Raw genomic sequence first — 20,204 nt, forward strand, 5'->3', positions numbered from 1 at the left:
CCGAATATCCTTAATCCGCCTGCACCAGGATCTCGATCCGGCGATTGGCCGCGTTGAACGGCTCGGCAGGCAGCTTCAACCGACGGTCGGCGAAGCCGGAGACCTGCGAGATGCGCTTCTCGTCCAGCCCGCCGCGCACGAGCATGTAGTAGGCACTCTGGGCGCGGTCCATCGACAGCCGCCAGTTCTCGTTCTGCGCGCCCTTGTATTGACGCCCGTCGGTGTGGCCACGGATGGCGACGGCGCCGCCCCTCTCCTTCAGAATGGTACCGATCCTTTCCATGGCGAGCACCATCTCCTGGCGCGGAACCGCGGAACCGATATTGAACATCGAGTCGTCGTTCTGGTCGGAGATGCTGACCAGCAGGCCGCCTTCGGCCGCCGTCACCGTCAGGCCTTCGGCAAGTTTGCCGGCAACGCCGCCGATCTGTTGGGCGATCTGCTCCTGAAGCGCATCCGCTTCCTTCTTCTGCTGTTCGGTTTCGGCCGCGCTCTTGTCGGCATCCTTCTGATGATCGGCGTCCTTCTGAGCTTCCGCCTTCTTCTCGTCAGGCACCTTGCCGTCCGCCTTGGCCTCCTTGGTCTCGGCGGCGCCCTTGGTGTCCTTGCTCTCCTTGACGTCCTTGGCGGGCTGCTGGTCGGTCGCCAAAGGCACCGGCTTCATATCCTCAGCCTTGGCGACCTCGGTTGTTTCGCTCTCGGTCGCCTGCTGCTCGCTCTTGCCGGGCGGCAGGGTTTTTCCGGCCGTTGTCACTTCGACCTGCTTCGTCCAGAAATCCGGATCGAAGGGATCGCGATAGGCTTCGCCGCCATCGGCGCCGGTCGCCGGGCCGGAATCGGCCGCGCCGCCATCGCCCTTGGCGCTGACATTGGCCTGCTGACCAACTTCCTGTGCGATCTCGGCAAGAACCGAATAAGGATTTTCGAAGAAGTCTGCTTCAGAATAATTGGTCTGGTCGCCTGAAGTCGACGTCTGGTCGTCACCGTCCGCGGCGGACTTGCCCTCGGTCGGATTGTCTTCCTTCTGTTTGGACTTTTCGTTCTTCTCCTCGCCCTCGGCATGGTCGACAGGCTTCTTCAGGCCCTTCTCCGTCGGCTTTTCGTCGGCGAGCTTGATCGGATTGAAGTAGGTCGCAACGGCGGCCTTGGTTTCCTCGTTGGCGGCGTTGACCAGCCACATGACCAGGAAGAACGCCATCATTGCCGTCATGAAGTCGGCATAGGCAATTTTCCACGCACCGCCATGGGCACCATCGTGATCACCGCCGCCATGCCGCTTGACGATGATGATCTCGTTCCTGCCGTGGTGATGGTTTTCGCCTTCGCTCATTCGAGAACTTTCTTCAAGCTGGCCGCCCAGGCGGACATACGGGTGACGATGACGGAGTCATCGATTTCGACGGCAAGATCGATATCGTCGCTCTCCAAGTGGCGAACCGCCGTGGCATGTTCGCCGAGCTCGGCCTTCAATATGTCGAAGAGCCGGGTCGGCCCCCTGACGACGATCGGCCCGGCCGCGCCCTCGAGAATGGCGTCGCGCAGCAATGTGGCGAGGTTTTCGGCGGCCTTGGCCGCAAGCGCTTCCGTCATGACGGGCGCAATGGCCGCAGCCGCGCCGGCACTGACCAGTTGCGCAACCTCTTCGGCGATATCACGGACGCGCGAGGCGATGACCGCGGCCGCCTCGACTTCATAGCGGAGCTTCAGTTCTTCGAGCTCGCGCGCATGAACCTCGGCCAGAGCGCGCGCATCGCTTTCATATTTCTCGGTCAAATCAGCGGTCGCCGCGGCATGGCCTTGCGCATAGGCATCGCGACGCTCCGCCTCGACGTCGACCGGCGGTTCGCTCGGCGTCTCGGCAAAAACATCGCCGGGGAAATCGTCGATGTCGATGATCGGCGCTGACGGTTTCGGTTCGCCGAAATCCTTCAAATACCGAGAAAGCGAAATGCTCATAGAAACCATCCAGCATCCGGGGGACATGCGGCATGCTGCCCCCCGTTCAAAATGACCTTGCGCGCGACATGTCCTTCGCGGCGAACAAGGCTTGACCTTGCGCCGGCATGATTTCGGACGATGCCTTCATGCCGGAAACTAGGAAGTCAAACTTGCGCGAGGATGAATGGCGCCGCCGCCACCCGCGATCGCGCGCAACTCTATTCCAGCAGAATGAGGATCTTGCTGGCAGCCGTGTTCAGGATCGAGATCGCTTCGACGGCCATCTGCTTCTGGGTTTCGATCGCCTTCTGCCGGATCGAAGCCTCATCCATATCGGTATCGACGAGCGCGCCGACACTCTTGTCGATCGAATCGGACAGATCGGCGGTGTAATCGATCTGATCGTCGACACGCGCCTTCATCACGCCGATCGAGGCGGATGTCGTCGTCAGTGAGGAGAGCAGAGAGTCGGTCACATCAAGCATGTCGGCGAGCTGGGCGTCGGTGGTGTTCTTGCCGATCGCGACTTCCGTGCCCGTCGCCGGCGTCGTCGAATGGGCGTCCAGCAGGTAATAGTTCCGCGGTCCTGTGCCGCTGTTGTTGATCGCCTGGGCATCGATTGCCTTGGTGAACAGGCCGCCGCTCGCGTTGTTCTTGTCGATGAGGATGGTCTGCGATGAGGGGAAGTCGATGCTCTGAGCCTGGTATTCGCCGGTCGGGGCGCGCACGAAGCCGGAGATGACCGACCATGTCGGCGGCGCTGCCTTGTCACTGTTCAGCAACCAGTTTTCCCCTGCAAAGGACGTCGATTCGACGACGGTCCTCAGCTGTTCCTTGTATTCGCTGATCTCGGCGTTGATTTTGTCCTTGTCGGTGCCAGGCTCTCTTGCCGCAACGAGCTTGGCGCGGATCTGGGTGACGAGTTCAATCGCCGAAGTCATCGCCGTATAGGTCGCATCCACCTTGGCGGCGCCGAGACCGAGCGCGTCGCCGATCGTGCCGAGATTGGTGCTGTCCGAGCGCATGACGGTCGCGACCGACCAGTAAGAGGCATCATCGGCGGCCGTCTCGATCCGATATCCGGAAGACACTTGCTGCTGGGTCTGACTGGCTTCTTTGTTGATGCTGCGCAGCACTGCAAGTGCATTCACCGCGGCCGCGCTGGTAATCTTTACGGTCATCGACAGGGTCTCGGAATAAGATGAAAGGGCAGGCCGGGTTGCCGGCGGCGACTGAAGTGGCGTCATGCCTCCGGCGAAATTTCCACCGGTGTCGCAAAAGCAAATCAACTCAAGGTGAGGTTAACTCGATATCAACCTGTTCGGCAAGAGCGCGGCGCAAAGCGCAAATCAGCGAAGCATGAGTCCTGACAAGTTGTTGATATAAAAAAAAGAACCGCGCCGTTTCGGGCGCGGTCCAGATGGTTTTCGGCGTAGCGCCGGACGGCGGCGCAAGATTCGGTCCAGCTTCAGCGGCCGATTTAGCTGCGGAACAAGGTAAGGATGTTCTGCGCGCTGGAGTTGGCGATCGACAGCGACTGGATCGCCAATTGCTGCTGTGTCTGCAACGCCGTCAGCTTGCTCGATTCCTCCTCCATGTCGGCATCGACGAGGCGGCCGACGCCCGAGTCGATCGAGTCGCTCAGTGCTCCAACGAAGTTTTCCTGCAGTTCGATGCGCGTGGAGATCGAACCGAGCTGCGAGGCAGCCTTGGTCATGGCTTCGAGGCCGGCCTCGATCGACGTCAAGGCCATGGAGATCTCAACCGAGCCGAAGGTGCTGATGTCCATCGAGTAGATCGAGCCGATCGTGCCGTATGATGTGCCGATAATGCCGGCGGCCGTGTCGATCGTGCCGGTCGAGGTCATGCCGAAGAGAACGTTGCCCGCGGAGCTCGTGTCCAGGACGTAGTCTGTCGTCTTGACCGAGACATTGCCGTTGCCGTCGCGCACGAAGGTGGAAACCACGCTCTTGGTGCCGTCAGCGCCGGCGACCCAGTTTTCGCCGGAGAAGGAAGCCGACTGCGCGATGCTCAGGAGCTGCTGCTGCAACTGCCCGATTTCTTCCTGGACCTTGGTCTTGTCGACGCCCTTTTCGGTTGCCGCGACTATCTTCGCCTTGATTTCGCTGATTACGTCGATGGCGCTGTCCATGGCGGAATAAGCGGTGTCGACCTTGGCGGCGCCGAGGCCGAGAGCGTCAGAAACGGCGGAAAGTGCCTTGTTGTCCGAACGCATGGTCGTTGCAATCGACCAGTAGGCGGCGTTGTCGGCGGCCTTTTCGACGCGGTAACCCGAGGATACGCGGTTCTGCGTGCTTTCGAGGCTGTCGTTGATGCCGCGGAGCGTCTGAAGAGCGGCCATCGCCGCGACGTTGGTCAAAATGCTGGTCATGAAATGATTGCCCCTTGTCGGCAGGTGGGAAAAAGGGACATTCCGGAAAGCCACCGGGAACGGGGATCAGCCTCATGCCTGTTAACCGGTTCTTAAGTTCGGTTAACTCGCCGTCTCGTTGGCCTGAGAAAACAGCATTATGGTTAATCAACCGTTAACGAGAATAAAAAAGCCGCGCTCCATCGAAGCGCGGCTCGATTTCGAGGCGCCCGCCGGATACCGGCGGGCCGATATTTCCGAGGGTTATTAGCCGCGGAACAGCGACAGGATGGTCTGCGACGAGGAGTTCGCGATCGACAGCGACTGGACAGCCAGCTGCTGCTGGGTCTGCAGAGCGCTGAGCTTGGAGGATTCTTCTTCCATGTTGGCGTCAACGAGACGGCCGACACCGGAGTCGATCGAGTCGCTGAGAGCGGAGACGAAGTTTTCCTGCAGTTCGATGCGCTTGGAGATCGAGCCGAGAGCAGCGCCAGCGCTGGTCATGGCCTTCAGAGCCGATTCGACGTTGGTCAGTGCCGACTGGATCTGGCCGAGGGTGAAGTTGGTGATGTCCATTGCGTAGACGGAACCGGTCGCACCATTCGACGTGCCGAGGATACCCGTGGAGGTTTCGACCGCACCGCCGCTCATGCCGAACAGAACGTTGCCCATGGAGCCGTCGTCGAGAACATAGTCGGTCATCACGACCGAAACGGCGTTGGAGCCGTCGCGGACGAAGGAGGCGACGACGTTCTTGGTACCGTCAGCGCCGGCAACCCAGTTTTCACCGGAGAAGGAAGCCGACTGAGCGACGCTCAGGAGCTGCTGCTGCAGCTGGCTGATTTCTTCCTGGACCTTGGCCTTGTCGACGCCGTTTTCAGTCGCGGCAACCAGCTTGGCCTTGATGTCGCCGACGACGTCGATGGCGCTGTCCATAGCGGAGTAAGCGGTGTCGACCTTGGCGGCGCCGAGACCGAGAGCGTCGGAAACAGCCGAGAGAGCCTTGTTGTCCGAACGCATGGTCGTTGCGATCGACCAGTAAGCAGCGTTGTCGGAAGCCTGGCCGACGCGATAGCCGGACGAAACGTGAGCCTGGGTTGTCTGGAGACCCTGGTTGATGCCGCGGAGAGTCTGGAGGGCTGCCATTGCAGCGTTATTGGTGTTGATGCTCGTCATAGTTTGCTTGCCCCTTGTTGGCAGATTTTAAGAAGGGACATTCCGGATTTCGGCCGGCCCACAGCGATCAGCATCATGCCTGTTAACCATTGTCGTTAAGGTTAACTCGCCGTTTCGATGGGCCTAGAAAACAGCAAGATGGTTAAGGAAAACTAAATCGGAAATGGAAATAGCGTAAAAATATCTGAGACTTAGAAGGATTTTTATTAACCTTATATTAAAACATTTCGCGGCCGGGGACGACCCGGCCGCGAAACTTGGAAACCTGGTGCCGACCGCTTTTAGCGGAAGAGCGACAGGATGTTCTGCGAAGAGGAATTCGCGATCGATAGCGACTGGATCGCCAGCTGCTGCTGGGTCTGCAGGGCGCTGAGCCTGGAGGATTCTTCTTCCATATTGGCGTCGACGAGACGGCCGACACCGGAGTCGATCGAGTCGCTGAGGGCGGAGACGAAGTCGTCCTGGCTGTCGATGCGCTTGGAGAGCGAGCCGAGAGCAGCGCCAGCGCTGGTCATGGCCTTCAGAGCCGCTTCAACATTGGTCAGAGCGGTCTGGATCTGGCCGGCGGTGAAGTTGGTGATGTCCATCGCGTAGATCGAGCCGGTCGCGCCCGACGAGGTCCCGAGAATGCCCGTGGAGGTTTCAACCGTGCCGTTGCTCATGCCGAACAGGACGTTGCCGGCGGAGCCGTCGTCGAGAACATAGTCGGTCGTCGTGACCGAAACGGCGTTGGAGCCGTCGCGGACAAAGGAGGAAACGACGCTCTTGGTGCCGTCAGCGCCGGCAACCCAGTTTTCGCCGTTGAAGGAAGCCGACTGCGCGATGCTCTTCAGCTGCTCTTGCAGCTGGCTGATTTCTTCCTGAACCTTGGCCTTGTCGACGCCGTTTTCAGTGGCGGCAACCAACTTGGCCTTGATGTCGCCGACGACGTCGATGGCGCTGTCCATTGCGGTATAGGCGGTGTCGACCTTGGCAGCACCCATGCCGAGAGCGTCGGAAACAGCCGAGAGAGCCTTGTTGTCCGAACGCATGGTCGTTGCGATCGACCAGTAAGCAGCGTTGTCCGAAGCCTTTTCAACGCGATAACCAGAAGAAACGTGGTTCTGCGTGCTGTTGAGGTTCTGGTTGACGCTGCGCAGCGTCTGCAGAGCGGCCTGTGCGGAAGAATTGGTGTTAATGCTTGTCATAAATCTGTCCCCTGGAAACTAGATACAAAAAGGAGGACATACCGGACTGTAATACCGGCGATGACGGACCAGCTTCATGCTACTCGGCGCCTGCTTGTTTGGCCCAAACCCGTCATGTCCAGGGCAATCTCGCAGCCAATGCTTGCCAACTTCTTAAAAATCGAGGCCCCGTTCCGGCTCCTTCCATTGCATAGTTAATGCCGGCTGAATCTATTCCTTCGCATGCTAACATACCGGGAAAGAAGCCGTTTTCTCTCATGAAAGAAAGCGCCTTCATGAGGCGCACCGGTTTCAAGCAAGCTTCACATGCCAACGTGTCAGGTGCCGGGATAGCACCATCGGATCATTCGCCCGTATTCGGGGCGGACGGCCCGTGCCTGCGCCGGGCGATCGACAGCCATGCTAGAACATTTCCTTCACGGAGTTGGGTTTTGAACAGCAAAGTTTCGTTCTCTGCGGCATCCAGAGATTATCAGGCGGGCCGCTACACACAGTCTCTGGCGACGCTCAACCAGCTCATGGATATTCATCAGGACGCCAAGACCTACGCGCTGCTGGCCAAGAACCTCGTGCAGCTCGGCTTCAAAGCCGATGCCGCGAAAGCCTATGGCCTGGCCGGCAATTGCGAAGGACCGAACGCCTACGAATATCAGAAGCAGTCTGCCAAGCTCTATTACGAGACCGGCAACGAGGACGAAGCGCTGCTGATCGCCATGCGCAACCTCACCAGAGCGCAGGAAGATGCCGAGCTCGCCTTCATCATCACCGCGATCTATCTGAAGCGCCAGCAGCGGGATATCATCCGCCCGTTCAAGACGGTGCTGTCGGAAAGCATGAATCCCGATCACATGCGCCTGGCGGCCCTGCTGCTCAGCGACGATCTCAACGACGCAACCAACCAGACGCTTGCGCGCAATCTCTTCAAGCGTTTTCCGGGCAATCACGCCTTCCGCTTTCTCCACCTTGTTTTCGCCCGCGAATTCAATGATTTCGAAGAGGCAGGCAAGCATCAGGCGGTGATCGACGGGGCCTTGGCAAAGGGCGATTTCGAGATCCTGCGCAAGGACAACCCTTTCTATCATCTGCACTGGTGCGGCAACGAGGATTTCAACCGGTATGCAACGATCGGCACCACGCCGCTCAACCAGGAACGGATAGCTTTCCGCCGCAACCAGCCGCACACATGGTCAAACAAGATCCGGATCGGCTACATGTCCTCGGACTTCTGGGATCGCCACGCGACGATGAAGCTGTTGCAGCGCATCCTCGAGCTGCACGACAAGGATCGGTTCGAGGTGACGCTCTTCTGCCATACCGGCCCGGAATATCTGAAGCACAATGACACCGATCGCAGCCGCTGGGGCAGGATCGTGGACATTCACGGCTTCTCCGACCAGGCGGTGCTGGCAGTCGTGCGCGAGCATAATATCGACATCATGGTCGATCTGAAGGGCCATACGTCAGGCAGCCGCGCGGCAGCCTTCAACCTGCCGCTGGCACCTGTCCACGTCGGCTGGCTCGGCTTTCCCGGCAGCACTGTTAACATCGACCTCGACTACGTCATCGGCGACCATTCCGTCCTGCCCGAAGTCGCAAAGCCGTTCTACCATGAAAAATTCTGCCGATTGCCGGAGAGCTATCAGCCGAACGATCCGATGCATCGTCCGAAGCCGCGTCCGGTCACCCGCGAGCAGCTCGGCCTGCCGGAAGACGCCTTCATCTTCGCCTCCTTCAACGGCAACCGCAAGATCACGCCTGAGGTCGTCAACAGCTGGTGCCGGATTCTCAAACGGGCGCCGAACAGCGTGCTTTGGCTGATGGCGAATACGCCGCGCAACCAGGCGAACCTGTTGAAGCACTTCCAGACGGCAGGCATCTCGCCCAAGCGGATCATCTTCTGCCCGCGCGCGCCCTACGAACAACATATAGACCGCCAGCAGGCGGCCGACCTCGGCATCGACACTTTCCCCGTCAACGGCCACACGACCACGTCGGAGCAACTCTGGGGCGGCCTGCCGGTTCTGACCGTCAAGGGCACCAATTTCGCCTCACGCGTCAGCGAGAGCCTGCTGAGAGCAATCGATCTGCCCGAGCTCGTTGCCGGCGACCTGCAGGCCTACGAGGATCTCGCCGTCGAGCTGGCGCAGAATCCCGGGCGGATCACCGAATACAAAGCGCGGCTGAAGGAGAGGCGCTATATCGCGCCGCTCTTCGACGCCGAACGTTTCTGCAATCATCTGGAGCAGGCCTACGAAATCATGGCCGACCGCGCCAAACAGCATCTCGCCCCCGAGCACATGGACATTCGGGCGCTGCCGCCGCGCACCGTCCCGTTCGCTTCCGAGTAAGGTTCGACCTGCATGAAAAACCCCGCCGGATCGCTCCGGCGGGGTTTATCTTGTGACCAATGATGAGGGGGCGTATCAGCTGAACGAGCGCACCAGACTGCCGACGAGCAGGTTCCAGCCGTCGATCAGCACGAAAAAGAGAATCTTGAACGGCAGCGAGATCGAGGTCGGCGGCAGCATCATCATGCCCATCGCCATCGTGATGGTCGCGACAATGAGGTCGATGACGAGGAACGGCAGTACCACGAGGAAGCCGATTTCGAAGCCGCGGCGGATCTCGGAAATCATGAAGGCGGGGATTAGAACCCGGTAGTCGATCGGATCCGATGTCTGGATAGTCTGGCCGCGTTCACGCGCCAGATCGACGAACAGCGCCAGGTCCTTGTCGCGGGTATTGGCCGCCATGAAGGTGCGGAAGGGTTCGGCGATACGCTGGACCGCCTCGGTCTCGTTGATCTGGTTGGCAAGCAGCGGCTGCACGCCGTTTTGCCAGGCCTGATCGAAGGTCGGCGACATGACGTAGAAGGTCATGAACAGCGACAGCGACAGGAGGATCATGTTGGAGGGGGTCGAGGAGAGGCCCATGCCCGAGCGCAGGATCGAGAAGGCGATGACGAAGCGCGGGAAGCTCGTCACCATGATCAGGATGCCCGGCGCGACCGAAAGAATGGTCAGCAGGCCGAAGGTGCGGATGATCCAGGCGGCGACAGAGCCATCGACCGGCACGTTCAACAAATCCGTCGGCAGCTGCTGTGCCACCGCCAGTTCCGGTACCGCCATCATGGCGGTAAGGAAAATTATAAATCGAATCATTCGATGACAAATGTCCTGAACATGACCTTCGATACCCGCCCTTGCGAACGAAGGTCAACACGTTCCTGGATGTCATCCCTGAGATATTGAAAGCCCCGCGGCCCCTCGATCTGTTGGAGGGAAACGGTCCTGATATAGGCCAGGATATCCTGGTGAATGTCCTCGGAAACCTTGACGTCAGGCGGCCCGTTGAACAGCAGCGCGACTTCCAGCCGCACCCAGTTTTCCGAGGGGTAGGCGAGGTTCGAAGTGATCGGCTCGAGCTGGACGACATTATTGGCCTCGGTCGAGATCCGCGCCAGGCCTTCCTCGGCCTTCTTCTTGGCTTCGGCGTCCTTGGCCTCTTCGGCCTCCTTGGCGACCTTGATCTCGGGCGCGACGATCGTGCCGACCGCCCAGCCGCCGCCGGCGCCGAGCAAGGTCAGGATGGCGACGCCGATGATCGTCATCAGCGGTCCGGATTTCTTCTTCGGTTGACCTGCGCTTATGTCTGCGTCTGCCATCGTCATTCGGCCTCAAAGCGGCGAGAAAAGGTCGACGGCCTGCTGGCCGCGCGGAGGCTGCTGCACTTCCATCAGGCGGCCGCGGCCGCCATAGGAAATGCGGGCTTCGGCGATCTTGTCGTAGGAGATCTGGTTTTCGGCGTTGACGTCCTGCGGACGCACGATACCGGCGACGTTCAGAATGCGCAGCTCCTGGTTCAGGCGCACCTCCTGCGAGCCCGAAATGACGAGGTTGCCGTTTTCGAGAATGCCGGTGACGACGGCGGCGACCAGAAGGGTGAGCTTGTCGGTGCGCTCGATCTTGCCCTTGCCGTCGGTGCTGGTGTCGGAGCCGTAGGTCAGGTCGGTCTTGGATTCAGGCGTCCAGCCGAAGATCTGGGCGTTGATGTCCCAGTTCATGCCGCTCGAATTGGTGCGGCTGCGGTTGGTCTCGTTGTCGAAGGAGGCCTTGTCGTTGATCTGGATGTCGACGGTCAGGATGTCGCCGACGTTCAAGGCGCGCGCGTCCTTGAAGAGGGCGGCCTGCGAATCGCTCCACAGCGAATAACCCTGCGCGACGGCACGCGGCTGCTTCGGATAGAGCGCCATCTGCGGCGTCTGACCATAGGCAAGGCCGCTGCCGATCGGGCTCATGGCGGGCGCGCGGCCGATCTCGCTGACCGCCGTCGGGGACTGGCAGCCTGCAAGGAGTGCGAGGGCGGCGATCGCGGCCGGGAAACGCATGTTCATGAAGGATCCTTCGACGTATTGGGATCGGACGCACTGGCGATGACGCTGGCGATGACGGCGGCTTTCTGCGGGTCCATCTCGTTGAGGATGAGGCTCGACTGGCGCGGACCGAGCCGCATGATCACGGCGGAGGCCACCTCGACCTTCATATCCTGCAGCTGGAGTGCAGCCGCATCCGGCTTCATCTTCTTGTAGATCTCGGTGAGACCGGCTTCGGCCTGCTTCAGGAAGTCGTCGCGCCGCTTCAGCCAGTCCTGATATTCGGCCTTGCGCTTGTCCATCTCCTCCATGCGGGCGTCGATGTCGGCGCGGAGCCTTTCCAGCTCCTGCTTCTGCAGGAGGTAACGTTGGTCGCGGGCGGGGTCGGCGATGTTGGTGCAGAACTGCTTGATCTCATCCTGCGAGGTAATGTCCCCCTCCGGATGCTGCTGCGCGAAGGCGCCGGGGATCGACAGAAGGATGAGGCCTGCTGCCGGCAGCGCCAGCCGGCGCAGCAGTTGCAGGACCGTCAGGTCAGGGTTCAGGATCGTCTTCATTGCAGCACAAGCTCCGCCTGCAGGGCGCCCGCCGATTTGATGCCCTGGAGAATGGCGATGATGCCATCCGGTTTCACGCCGATATTGTTGAGGCCGGCGACAAGGGTCCTGAGGTCGGGACCGTCGATGATGGCGACGCGCCCGCCGGTCTGCTCAGCCGCGATATCGGTCTGCGGCTGGACCGCGGTCCGGCCACGCGAGAAGGGTTCGGGCTGGATGATCTGCGGCGTCTCGGTGACCTGAACGGTCAGCGTGCCGTAGCTGACGGCGACCGGCGAAACGCGGACATCGGAACCGATGACGATCGTTCCGGTGCGCTCGTTGATCACAACCTTGGCCGGCGTATCGGTTTCGACGATAAGGTTTTCGACATCGGCCATCAGCCGGGTGAGATCGGCCTGGCGCGGCTTCTGGATCACCACTTCCTGCGAATCCTTGGCTTCGGCGACCGGACCGCCGAAACGGGCCGAGGCATAACCGTTGACGATGTCGGCAATACGGATCGCCGTCGAGAAGTCGGGATTGCGCAGCTGCAGGACGAGATTGACCGAATCCTTGAAGCGGGACGGCAATTCACGTTCGATGATGGCGCCGCCCGGCACGCGGCCGGCGGTGGTCACACCTTCGGTCACGGTCGCCGCCTGGCCCTGCGCCTGAAAGCCGGAGACGATGACGGAGCCCTGCGCGACGGCGTAGATCTGGCCGTCGGCACCGGAAAGCGAGGTCATGACGAGCGTGCCGCCGCGCAGCGACGTCGCGTCGCCGAGCGAGCTCACAGTGACGTCGATACGGCTGCCGGGGCTTGCGAAAGGAGGCAGGTTGGCGGTGACCATCACGGCGGCGGTATTCTTGGCGCTGGACTGGCCTCCCTGCGTCGAGATGCCGAGATTCTGCAGCATCGCCCGCATCGACTGCTCGGTGAAGGGCGAGGAGCGGAAACCGTCGCCGGTGCCCTGCAAGCCGACGATGAGGCCATAACCGATCAGCTGATTGTCACGGCCGGCCTGAAGCGAGGCGATATCCTTGATGCGCGAGGTCAGCGCCCAGGCGGGCGCGACGTCGGCCAGGCTCATGGCGAGAACCGCGGCAAGGGTCAGGAAACGGAACAACAATCTCATTTTGCCCTCACATGGACCGTGCCGTCCGCAAGCACCGTGCCGCTGACGATGACGCCGGAATCCATATTGCGGGCGCGGATCAGCTGCCCGGTGGCGCCGTCTTCGAGCGGCGTGCCGGCGGCCGAGATCGTCATCGGGCCGAGCGAGAAGACCAGGCGGATCGAAGAGCCGCGCGTGACCGTATAGGGTTCGCGCAGACCCGAAACCGCGATCGTGCGGCCCGGCAGCAGCGTGCGCTTGGAGACCAGGCCTTCGACCTGGGAAATAGATTTGGCAAAATCGCCGGCAAGGTTGGGGTTGGTGACCTCGACCTCCTGAAGCTGGCTGGCCGACAATGTATCGCCGGGGTAGATGATTGTCGTCGGGACGACGGCATAACCCATGCCGGCGTCGGCGCCTGCGGGCATGACGATGCCCGCGACTGCGATCATGGCTGCCGCCACCCATCCCGAGATGTGTCCTGCCCGGCAAAACATCATGTTTCGGCCCTTCCCTTTACTTCAGGTTCTTGCTGACGATGGAGGCCATTTCATCAGCGGTGGTGATCACCTTGGAATTCATTTCGTAAGCGCGCTGGGCCGATATCAGCTCGGTGATTTCCTTCACCGGGTCGACGTTCGAGGATTCCAGATAGCCCTGCTTCATGTAGCCGAAGCCTTCCTCGTCGGGATTGCCGACGACGGCCTCGCCGGAGGCTGCCGTTTCCTGGAAGAGGTTGTCACCGATCGGCTGCAGGCCCGCCTCGTTGACGAAGTCGGCAAGCGTCAGCTGGCCGAGCACGGTCGCATCGGTGACGCCCGGCAGCTTGACCGAGACCTCGCCGGAGCGGCTGATGGTCAGTTCGGTCGAACCCTGCGGAATGGTGATGCCGGGCAGAACTTCATAGCCGTCGATCGTGACGAGCTGGCCCTGGTCGTTCTTGTTGAAGGCGCCGGCGCGGGTATAGAGCGTGGTGCCGTCGGTCGACTGGATCTGGAAGAAGCCCTTGCCGATCAGCGCAACGTCGAGATCGTTGCCGGTCTGCGTGAGTTCACCCTGGAGATGCAGATTGCGCACCGCCGACGTCTGAACGCCGAGACCGATATTGGCGCCTTCGGGAACGACGGCCTGGTTGGCGCGGTTGGCGACACCCTTGGCGCGTTCGGTCTGATAGAGCAGATCGGTGAACTCGGCGCGGGCGCGCTTGAAACCTGTGGTGTTGATGTTGGCGATGTTGTTGGCGATGACTTCCAGATTGGTCTGCTGGGCATCCATGCCCGTTGCTGCAATGGCGAGCGCTCTCATGTGTTCGTCCTCAAATCAGTTACATCTGCATCTTGGTGACTTCGAGAAAGGCCGAAACGACCTTGTCGCGGATGGCAATCGCCGTCTGCAGCGTCTGCTCGGCCTGGAGCATGGAATCGACGACTTCACGGGTTGTCGCCGTGCCCTTGATGCCGGCAAAGGACATGCTTTCGGCGCCCTTCAGGCTGTTGACGGCGTCGCTTGCCATGTTGCCCATGACGGAGGCGAAGCTCATGCCGTTGGCCGCACCTGATGTGCCCGGCATGGTTGTTGCAGACGACGAGGCGGAATTTTCGGTATCGACGGCGCCGAGCGCACGGGTCATCGAAAGATTGCTGACATTCTGGACGCTGCTGATCATTATTATTGGCTCTTCAGGAGATCGATCGTGGAGGAGATGAGATCGCGGGTCTGCTTGATGGTCTGCAGGTTGGCGTCATAGGAGCGGTTGGCTTCGCGCATGTCGGCCATCTCGACCAGGATGTTGACGTTCGGCAGCTTGACGACACCCTTGGCATCCGCCGCCGGATTGCTGGGGTCGAATTCGGTGCTGAAATCGCCTTCGTCGACACCGACCTTCTTGACGTCGACCGTCTCGACGCCGCTTGCGCGATCCATCTGCTGGCCGAAGGTGATCGTCTTGCGGCGATAGGGGTCGGCACCGGGCGTATCGCCGGTCGAACGGGCGTTGGCGATGTTTTCCGAGACGATGCGCAGACGCGTCGATTGCGCATCGAGCCCCGAACCGGCGATTTTCATAGCGGCGGAAAGCGGATCCATGACAATTACTTCCTGACGGTCATCAGCATCATGCGGTTGAAGGAGCTGACCAGCGAGGTGTTCAGATCGTACTGGCGTTTGATGTCGCCCGACTTCGAAAGCTCCTCGGCCAGTCCGACGGTGTTGCCGGATTCCTGGATGCCGATCTCCTGGTCGAGCGCGGCGTCCTTGACGTCGATATCGCCGCTGTCGCTGAAATCGTTGCCGCTCAGATGCGCCGGATTGGTGCGCGCCATGGCGATGTCGGACCTATCAAGCACGGCGTCAAACGGCGTGACGTCCTTGGCGCGGAATTTCGGGGTATTGGCATTCGCGATATTGCCGGCAACAACCTGCTGACGGATCGTCAGCCATTCCGCCTGTCGCGAAGCCAAGTCGAAAAGTTGGATCGGTTGCATGAGAACTCTCCGTTTTTACTAGCCCGAACCTAGTGCGGTAATCTTGCGTGGGACTTACCGGAAATCGGGCTTGGCGGCGCTTTCGGCGAGCTCGCATAAGAGGGGGCCGCACAAGAGAAAGGGCTCCTACCGGTCTGCGGCGGAGCCCCTGTTGCCTTCGGCATTGCGAAGAGGTTCAGTCGTTCTTGTAGATCTCACCCTTGGAGGTGATGATCACCCACTTGCCGTCCCGCTGCTCCAGCGTCGCAAGGCGGCTTTCGTCGGGCAGGATCGAGCCGATGCGCACCACATACATGCCCGAGGGATCCTCGATCAGCGCCCGGCCGTTGGAGACATGCAGCAGGCGGAAGGAAGACTTGCCGGGGAACGGCTGCTCTTCCAGCAAGTCGCCGCCGTCACGCGCTTTGCCGAGATTGGAGACCGTTGCCGTCGTCAGCGGATCGATCGGCGGAATCTTCTTGGCTGCCTCGTTCTTGTTGACCATGGCAAGCGGCGAGACGCTGAGGACGTTGCGGGCGGGCCAATCCGGCAGTTCGCGCGAGTTGCTGCTGGCGGCGACGTTGATGCCGAACTTCTCTGCGTTGAAGAAGACGTACCAGGGGAAGAAGGCCGAAGCGCCGGCAAGCGCCAGGCCGGCGACGGTGAGAAACCGATCCAGGAAGGCGGCCTTCCTGCGCTGCTTCAGGGAAGCGATGCGTTCGTCGTCGAATTCAGCCACGTCTATCTCCTCTGGATGGGCGCGCCCTGATTGCCCATGCCGGCTGCAGCCTTCAGCGCGCCGGCGAGATCGGCAAAGGCGTCGACCGACTCACGATCGCCCGGCGCCTGTTTCAGGACGTCGTAAATGATGGGGACCTGCTTGACCGCCATGTCGAGATCGGGATCGGCGCCCTGGCGGTAACCGCCGATCAGGCGCAGGTCTCGCGTCTCCTCGAAGCGGTGGATCAACACTTTCAGCCGCGACACCAGCTTTTCCTGGTCCGGCGTCCAGGCCTTGCGGGCAAGACGCGAGATCGAGGCGAGCGGATCAATCGGCGGATAACGCCCCTCTTCGGCGAGGCTGCGCTGCAGGACGATATGGCCGTCGAGGATGCCGCGCGTTGAATCGGCGATCGGATCGTTGTGGTTGTCGCCGTCGACGAGGATCGAGATGATCGCGGTAATCGTGCCGGCGCCCTCGGGGCCCGGACCGGCGCGCTCCAGCAGGCGCGGCAGTTCGGTGAAAACCGAAGCGGGATAACCGCGGGCGATCGGCGGCTCGCCGGAGGCGGTCGCCACCTCGCGGATCGCGTGGGCGAAGCGGGTGACGCTGTCGACGATGAAGAGGACGTTCTCGCCCTTGTCGCGGAAATGCTCGGCGATGGTGATCGCCGTCAGCGGCGCCATCTTGCGCAGCATCGGGCTTTCGTCGCTGGTCGCAACGACGGCGATCGCCTTCTTCATGTTGCTGCCGAGCGTATCCTCGATGAACTCGCGCACCTCGCGGCCGCGTTCGCCGACGAGCGCGATGACAACCTTGTCGAAGGCGTCGGCGCGGGCGAGCATCGACAGAAGCGTCGACTTGCCGACGCCGGAGCCGGCGAAGATGCCGAGGCGCTGCCCGAGGCAGAGCGGCGAGAAGATATCGATGGCGCGCACGCCGGTCTTGAAGCCGGTCCCGACGCGCTGGCGGGTCATCGACGGCGGCGCGGTGTTGGAGATCGAGCGGCGATCGAGGCCTTCGACGATCGGACCCAGCCCGTCAATCGGCTCGCAAAGCGAATTGACGGTGCGCCCGCACCAGTTGTCGGACGGCGAAATGCGGAAGGCGCCCTTGCGGATGACGGTATCATGGATGCCGATCGGCTCGCCGGGTTCGATCGGGCAGACGTAGATCAGCTCCGGCTCGACACGAACGACCTCGCCGAGATGGACGCCGGAGGCGGATTTATGCGCCACGAACTCGCCGAGACGAACATGGCGGGAAAGACCGCGAACGGTATAGTGGCCGGCGGCAATGGTCTGCACACGACCGCCATGAGCGACCGCGAACTCCGGCGATGCATATTGGTCGACGAGACCCGCCAGATGCGCCAGCTTCGGGGAAAGGCCGTCCTCGGACAGTAGCGTGCTCATGCTTCAATCCCACCCGAAAATGCGATGTATTTTCGGTCGTTGTTCTTATGCATGCCGTCCTCCCAAAACCACTGCACACTTTTGGGCGACATGCATTAGCGGCTGCCCCCAAGCGTCTGGACGGCTTCCTTGAACGAATCCTCGCTGTCGCGCATCAGCGACGAGATGCTCTCAAAGGCGCGGTTGACCTCGATCAGTTGGGTGATCTCGCGCATGGCGTTGACGTTGGAGTTTTCCAGGTATCCCTGCTCGACGCCGACATTGAAGCGGTCGACGACGGCGCGCGGCTGATCGGTGGTCATGATGCCGCTGTTTTCGTAGCGCAGGTAACCTTTGCTGATATCGGCCTCGAACAGCCCGAGCGATCCGACCTGACGGCCGGTCTGATAGATGACGCCGTCGGTTCCGACCGCCGGCTCGCCGGCTTTCGTATCGAGCTGGATCGGCGCGCCGCCGGCGTCGAGAACCGGATATCCCCGGATCGAGACGAGCTCGCCGGTGTCCTTGATCGTGAAGCGGCCGTCCCGCGTCAGCACGCGGCCGGCCGGCGTATCGAGCGCAAACCAGGCATCGCCCTTGATGGCGAAATCGAGCATGTTGCCGGTATGCTGCAGCTCGCCGTTCTGCTCGTTCAGATAATCATTGCCCTGGGAGACGAAGGCAACCTTGGTGTTGAGCTTGTTCTTGGTGGCCGCCACCATCTCGTCGAACTTCACCTCAGTGGCGCGAAAACCGGTCGTGTTCACGTTGGCCATGTTGTCTGCGATGGTGTTCAAGCGCTTTTCGAGCGCCATCTGCGACGACAGAGAAACATAAAGACCGGATTGCATTGTCGGAAAGCTCCAAGCATTGGCGATGAACGGAACGAAAAGCCGGGCGTCGTCTGATCTGGTTCGGCCGGAATTTCGCTGAGGCGGCATCTCAGAAACGGGCGCGAACGCCCATTCGTCTCCTTCAGATTGACGGCAGATGCTTGCGCGAAGCTGGCACGCTGAATTCCCTGCATGCGGCCTTTTCATCAGCCTCACGCAAGGCAGAAACCCTATCCGTCTCAAAGAAAAGCAACGTTCAGATTGGGCTGACGATGAACATCATTATCGGATTTATAGTGACTTGCGGCTGTGTCATCGGCAGCTTCATGGCGATGGGCGGCCACGTGGAGGCGCTATTCCAGCCCTTCGAGTTCGTCATCATCGGCGGCGCGGGTCTCGGCAGCTTCATCATGGCCAATCCAATGAAGGTAGTGAAGGATTCCGGCAAAGCGCTCGGCGAAGCCTTCAAGCACGCCGTGCCGAAGGAGCGCAATTATCTCGACACGCTCGGCGTGCTGTATTCGCTGATGCGCGACCTGCGCACCAAGTCGCGAAACGAAATCGAAGCCCATATCGACAATCCGGCCGAATCGACGATCTTCCAGCAGGCACCCACGGTTCTGAAGAACAAGGAACTGACGGCCTTCATCTGCGATTACGTCCGCCTGATCATCATCGGCAACGCGCGCAGCCACGAAATCGAGGCGCTGATGGATGAAGAGCTCAACACCATCATGCACGACAAGATGAAGCCCTATCACGCAATCCAGATCATGGGCGACTCTTTCCCTGCAATCGGTATCGTCGCGGCCGTTCTCGGCGTCATCAAGGCGATGGCCCACATCAACGATTCGCCCGAAGTGCTCGGCCACCTGATCGGCTCGGCGCTGGTCGGCACCTTCCTCGGCATTCTGTTGTCCTACTGCCTTTGCTCGCCGCTGGTCTCCCAGATCAAGGTCGTCCGCAACAAGCAGCATCGCCTCTACGTGATCGTCAAGCAGACGCTGCTTGCCTACATGAACGGTTCGGTGCCGCAGGTGGCTCTCGAATACGGCCGCAAGACGATCTCGGCTTACGAGCGTCCGTCGATCGATGCCGTCGAACAGGAAATGATGAACCCAGGCGGCGAAAACAAGGCGGCTTAAATGACCATGAGCGATGCTTCGCATGACAAACCGGCAATGGATCCTGCCCTTCTCGCCAAGCTGACAGGCGGGCTCGGCGACAGAGGCCGCGTGTCCAAGATCTGCAGCGCCTTCGGAGAGGTCTACAGCGAGTTCTTTCCCGATGTCATCAAAAGCGAGACCGGCCTCGATGTGACGGTCAATTATCTCGGCTGCGAGATCGGCTACAAGAACCACCTGATCGATGACCTCAGCGCCAACGTCACCCTCGTCGATGCGACGTTGCGCAACTGGTCACAGAACGTCACGCTTGCCTGCGGCAATGGTTTCGTCATCACGCTGATGGAGCACCTGCTCGGCGCCACCGCCGATACGATCGAGGAACCGGCCGACCGGCTGCTCTCGATCATCGAACTCGATCTGGCGGTCATGGTCTTCGACAAGATCGCCAAGGTGCTGCGCTCGGCTGTCAACGCGCCGGGCGGTTTCGAACCGAGCCTTTCGGCCCCGCACGCCCATGACACGCGCCCGAGGCCGGCGGAAGACAAGCCGGACGAATTCGCCGCCGCCATCAACATGTCGCTCACGCTTGCCGGCATCGTTTCGGAATTCTCGCTGATCGTTCCGCAGACGGCGCTGCTGAAAACCAAGGTGACGCCGCCGAAGCCGAAGCGCCAGGCCGCCGGCGCCTCTCCCGAATGGACCGAACAGCTCGGCGACCAGGTCCGCCGCTCGCATGTCACGCTCGAGGCCAGGATCAGGCTGCAGGATCTGACGCTGCGGACGATATCGAAGCTGATGGTCGGCGACGTCATTCCCTTCCGCGACAGCGGCGAAGTGCGCGTCGAAGTCAGCGCCAACAGCAAGGAATTGTATATCTGCGAGTTCGGCCGCTCAGGCGAAAACTACATGGTCCGCGTCAAGGATACGATGAACTCGGATGACGAACTCATCCGTCATTTAATGAATTAG

The 20,204-nt window shown here is 60.9% G+C and carries 22 protein-coding genes; 3 read left to right on the forward strand and 19 right to left on the reverse strand.

The window, feature by feature from the left end; genetic code table 11:
* Positions 1 to 10 precede the first annotated feature (10 nt).
* The 6 genes from C4N04_RS19510 to C4N04_RS19535 form a co-directional block, all read right to left on the reverse strand.
* Complete coding sequence (locus tag C4N04_RS19510) at positions 11 to 1,330, reverse strand: MotB family protein (RefSeq protein ID WP_039617915.1); 1,320 nt, start codon at positions 1,328 to 1,330, stop codon at positions 11 to 13.
* Positions 1,327 to 1,956 (reverse strand): hypothetical protein, encoded by a 630-nt coding sequence (locus C4N04_RS19515; RefSeq protein WP_096763656.1) that lies wholly within the window; start codon positions 1,954 to 1,956, stop codon positions 1,327 to 1,329. Before C4N04_RS19515 ends, C4N04_RS19510 begins: the two co-directional genes overlap by 4 nt.
* A gap of 200 nt (positions 1,957 to 2,156) precedes the next feature.
* On the reverse strand, positions 2,157 to 3,119 hold the full coding sequence (locus tag C4N04_RS19520) for a flagellin (RefSeq protein WP_096763683.1): 963 nt from the start codon (positions 3,117 to 3,119) through the stop codon (positions 2,157 to 2,159).
* A 299-nt stretch (positions 3,120 to 3,418) separates the two neighbouring features.
* Entirely contained in the window at positions 3,419 to 4,330 is a 912-nt protein-coding gene (locus C4N04_RS19525; protein ID WP_077992525.1) for a flagellin, read from the reverse strand.
* A 246-nt stretch (positions 4,331 to 4,576) separates the two neighbouring features.
* On the reverse strand, positions 4,577 to 5,485 hold the full coding sequence (locus tag C4N04_RS19530; protein ID WP_077992528.1) for a flagellin: 909 nt from the start codon (positions 5,483 to 5,485) through the stop codon (positions 4,577 to 4,579).
* 281 nt (positions 5,486 to 5,766) lie between these two features.
* Positions 5,767 to 6,672, reverse strand: a complete 906-nt coding sequence (locus C4N04_RS19535) for a flagellin (RefSeq protein WP_039617911.1) — start codon at positions 6,670 to 6,672, stop codon at positions 5,767 to 5,769.
* 431 nt (positions 6,673 to 7,103) lie between these two features.
* On the opposite strand from C4N04_RS19535, the gene C4N04_RS19540 reads away from it, so the two are divergent.
* Positions 7,104 to 9,020: a glycosyltransferase family 41 protein gene (locus tag C4N04_RS19540; RefSeq protein WP_106796802.1), complete on the forward strand. Its 1,917-nt coding sequence runs from the start codon at positions 7,104 to 7,106 to the stop codon at positions 9,018 to 9,020.
* 75 nt (positions 9,021 to 9,095) lie between these two features.
* On the opposite strand, the gene fliP is transcribed toward C4N04_RS19540, so the two are convergent.
* The 13 genes from fliP to flgF all read right to left on the reverse strand — a co-directional run bounded on the left by fliP (position 9,096) and on the right by flgF (position 18,126).
* Positions 9,096 to 9,833: a flagellar type III secretion system pore protein FliP gene (gene fliP / locus C4N04_RS19545; protein WP_106796803.1), complete on the reverse strand. Its 738-nt coding sequence runs from the start codon at positions 9,831 to 9,833 to the stop codon at positions 9,096 to 9,098.
* Positions 9,830 to 10,336 carry a flagellar basal body-associated FliL family protein gene (locus C4N04_RS19550; protein WP_038692234.1) on the reverse strand — a complete coding sequence of 169 codons (507 nt, stop codon included), beginning with the start codon at positions 10,334 to 10,336 and terminating at the stop codon, positions 9,830 to 9,832. Before C4N04_RS19550 ends, fliP begins: the two co-directional genes overlap by 4 nt.
* A gap of 12 nt (positions 10,337 to 10,348) precedes the next feature.
* A complete protein-coding gene (flgH, locus tag C4N04_RS19555; protein ID WP_038686897.1) occupies positions 10,349 to 11,065 on the reverse strand; it encodes a flagellar basal body L-ring protein FlgH in 717 nt (238 codons plus the stop codon).
* Positions 11,062 to 11,601 (reverse strand): MotE family protein, encoded by a 540-nt coding sequence (locus tag C4N04_RS19560; RefSeq protein ID WP_038686894.1) that lies wholly within the window; start codon positions 11,599 to 11,601, stop codon positions 11,062 to 11,064. Before C4N04_RS19560 ends, flgH begins: the two co-directional genes overlap by 4 nt.
* A complete protein-coding gene (locus C4N04_RS19565) occupies positions 11,598 to 12,719 on the reverse strand; it encodes a flagellar basal body P-ring protein FlgI (protein ID WP_039617905.1) in 1,122 nt (373 codons plus the stop codon). The genes C4N04_RS19560 and C4N04_RS19565 overlap by 4 nt, the downstream gene beginning before the upstream one ends.
* Entirely contained in the window at positions 12,716 to 13,198 is a 483-nt protein-coding gene (gene flgA, locus C4N04_RS19570; protein ID WP_038686890.1) for a flagellar basal body P-ring formation chaperone FlgA, read from the reverse strand. Before flgA ends, C4N04_RS19565 begins: the two co-directional genes overlap by 4 nt.
* 16 nt (positions 13,199 to 13,214) lie before the next feature.
* Positions 13,215 to 14,003 (reverse strand): flagellar basal-body rod protein FlgG, encoded by a 789-nt coding sequence (gene flgG / locus C4N04_RS19575; protein WP_106796804.1) that lies wholly within the window; start codon positions 14,001 to 14,003, stop codon positions 13,215 to 13,217.
* Between the two features lie 19 nt (positions 14,004 to 14,022).
* The gene (locus C4N04_RS19580; protein ID WP_039617900.1) at positions 14,023 to 14,364 is read right to left on the reverse strand and encodes a flagellar hook-basal body complex protein FliE; all 342 of its coding nucleotides are present in this window, start codon (positions 14,362 to 14,364) and stop codon (positions 14,023 to 14,025) included.
* A gap of 2 nt (positions 14,365 to 14,366) precedes the next feature.
* Positions 14,367 to 14,783: a flagellar basal body rod protein FlgC gene (flgC, locus tag C4N04_RS19585; RefSeq protein ID WP_106796805.1), complete on the reverse strand. Its 417-nt coding sequence runs from the start codon at positions 14,781 to 14,783 to the stop codon at positions 14,367 to 14,369.
* Positions 14,784 to 14,788: 5 nt separating this feature from the next.
* Positions 14,789 to 15,181: a flagellar basal body rod protein FlgB gene (gene flgB, locus C4N04_RS19590; RefSeq protein WP_038686881.1), complete on the reverse strand. Its 393-nt coding sequence runs from the start codon at positions 15,179 to 15,181 to the stop codon at positions 14,789 to 14,791.
* Positions 15,182 to 15,356: 175 nt separating this feature from the next.
* The gene (locus C4N04_RS19595) at positions 15,357 to 15,899 is read right to left on the reverse strand and encodes a flagellar protein (protein WP_106796806.1); all 543 of its coding nucleotides are present in this window, start codon (positions 15,897 to 15,899) and stop codon (positions 15,357 to 15,359) included.
* Between the two features lie 2 nt (positions 15,900 to 15,901).
* Positions 15,902 to 17,296, reverse strand: a complete 1,395-nt coding sequence (fliI, locus tag C4N04_RS19600; RefSeq protein ID WP_096763653.1) for a flagellar protein export ATPase FliI — start codon at positions 17,294 to 17,296, stop codon at positions 15,902 to 15,904.
* A 95-nt stretch (positions 17,297 to 17,391) separates the two neighbouring features.
* Positions 17,392 to 18,126, reverse strand: a complete 735-nt coding sequence (gene flgF / locus C4N04_RS19605) for a flagellar basal-body rod protein FlgF (protein WP_009993224.1) — start codon at positions 18,124 to 18,126, stop codon at positions 17,392 to 17,394.
* A 254-nt stretch (positions 18,127 to 18,380) separates the two neighbouring features.
* Between flgF and motA the strand changes: the two genes are divergently transcribed.
* Together motA and C4N04_RS19615 are read left to right on the forward strand one after the other, a co-directional pair.
* Positions 18,381 to 19,253, forward strand: a complete 873-nt coding sequence (gene motA / locus C4N04_RS19610; protein ID WP_009993223.1) for a flagellar motor stator protein MotA — start codon at positions 18,381 to 18,383, stop codon at positions 19,251 to 19,253.
* Positions 19,254 to 20,204: a FliM/FliN family flagellar motor switch protein gene (locus tag C4N04_RS19615; RefSeq protein ID WP_106796807.1), complete on the forward strand. Its 951-nt coding sequence runs from the start codon at positions 19,254 to 19,256 to the stop codon at positions 20,202 to 20,204. It abuts the gene before it with no gap.

It is taken from the genome of Rhizobium sp. H4 (assembly GCF_003013335.1).
GTDB lineage: Bacteria > Pseudomonadota > Alphaproteobacteria > Rhizobiales > Rhizobiaceae > Rhizobium > Rhizobium sophoriradicis.

What these genes read in the sequence shown, in the direction of transcription:
- C4N04_RS19580 (WP_039617900.1), bottom strand. Translation starts at nt 14,364, where the DNA reads ATGATCAGCAGCGTCCAGAATGTCAGCAATCTTTCGATGACCCGTGCG.
- C4N04_RS19615 (WP_106796807.1), top strand. Translation starts at nt 19,254, where the DNA reads ATGACCATGAGCGATGCTTCGCATGACAAACCGGCAATGGATCCTGCC.
- C4N04_RS19525 (WP_077992525.1), bottom strand. Translation starts at nt 4,330, where the DNA reads ATGACCAGCATTTTGACCAACGTCGCGGCGATGGCCGCTCTTCAGACG.
- flgF (WP_009993224.1), bottom strand. Translation starts at nt 18,126, where the DNA reads ATGCAATCCGGTCTTTATGTTTCTCTGTCGTCGCAGATGGCGCTCGAA.
- flgB (WP_038686881.1), bottom strand. Translation starts at nt 15,181, where the DNA reads ATGCAACCGATCCAACTTTTCGACTTGGCTTCGCGACAGGCGGAATGG.
- C4N04_RS19530 (WP_077992528.1), bottom strand. Translation starts at nt 5,485, where the DNA reads ATGACGAGCATCAACACCAATAACGCTGCAATGGCAGCCCTCCAGACT.
- C4N04_RS19510 (WP_039617915.1), bottom strand. Translation starts at nt 1,330, where the DNA reads ATGAGCGAAGGCGAAAACCATCACCACGGCAGGAACGAGATCATCATC.
- C4N04_RS19565 (WP_039617905.1), bottom strand. Translation starts at nt 12,719, where the DNA reads ATGAGATTGTTGTTCCGTTTCCTGACCCTTGCCGCGGTTCTCGCCATG.
- C4N04_RS19550 (WP_038692234.1), bottom strand. Translation starts at nt 10,336, where the DNA reads ATGGCAGACGCAGACATAAGCGCAGGTCAACCGAAGAAGAAATCCGGA.
- motA (WP_009993223.1), top strand. Translation starts at nt 18,381, where the DNA reads ATGAACATCATTATCGGATTTATAGTGACTTGCGGCTGTGTCATCGGC.
- flgG (WP_106796804.1), bottom strand. Translation starts at nt 14,003, where the DNA reads ATGAGAGCGCTCGCCATTGCAGCAACGGGCATGGATGCCCAGCAGACC.
- flgH (WP_038686897.1), bottom strand. Translation starts at nt 11,065, where the DNA reads ATGAACATGCGTTTCCCGGCCGCGATCGCCGCCCTCGCACTCCTTGCA.
- C4N04_RS19515 (WP_096763656.1), bottom strand. Translation starts at nt 1,956, where the DNA reads ATGAGCATTTCGCTTTCTCGGTATTTGAAGGATTTCGGCGAACCGAAA.
- flgC (WP_106796805.1), bottom strand. Translation starts at nt 14,783, where the DNA reads ATGGATCCGCTTTCCGCCGCTATGAAAATCGCCGGTTCGGGGCTCGAT.
- fliI (WP_096763653.1), bottom strand. Translation starts at nt 17,296, where the DNA reads ATGAGCACGCTACTGTCCGAGGACGGCCTTTCCCCGAAGCTGGCGCAT.
- C4N04_RS19560 (WP_038686894.1), bottom strand. Translation starts at nt 11,601, where the DNA reads ATGAAGACGATCCTGAACCCTGACCTGACGGTCCTGCAACTGCTGCGC.
- C4N04_RS19520 (WP_096763683.1), bottom strand. Translation starts at nt 3,119, where the DNA reads ATGACCGTAAAGATTACCAGCGCGGCCGCGGTGAATGCACTTGCAGTG.
- C4N04_RS19535 (WP_039617911.1), bottom strand. Translation starts at nt 6,672, where the DNA reads ATGACAAGCATTAACACCAATTCTTCCGCACAGGCCGCTCTGCAGACG.
- flgA (WP_038686890.1), bottom strand. Translation starts at nt 13,198, where the DNA reads ATGATGTTTTGCCGGGCAGGACACATCTCGGGATGGGTGGCGGCAGCC.
- fliP (WP_106796803.1), bottom strand. Translation starts at nt 9,833, where the DNA reads ATGATTCGATTTATAATTTTCCTTACCGCCATGATGGCGGTACCGGAA.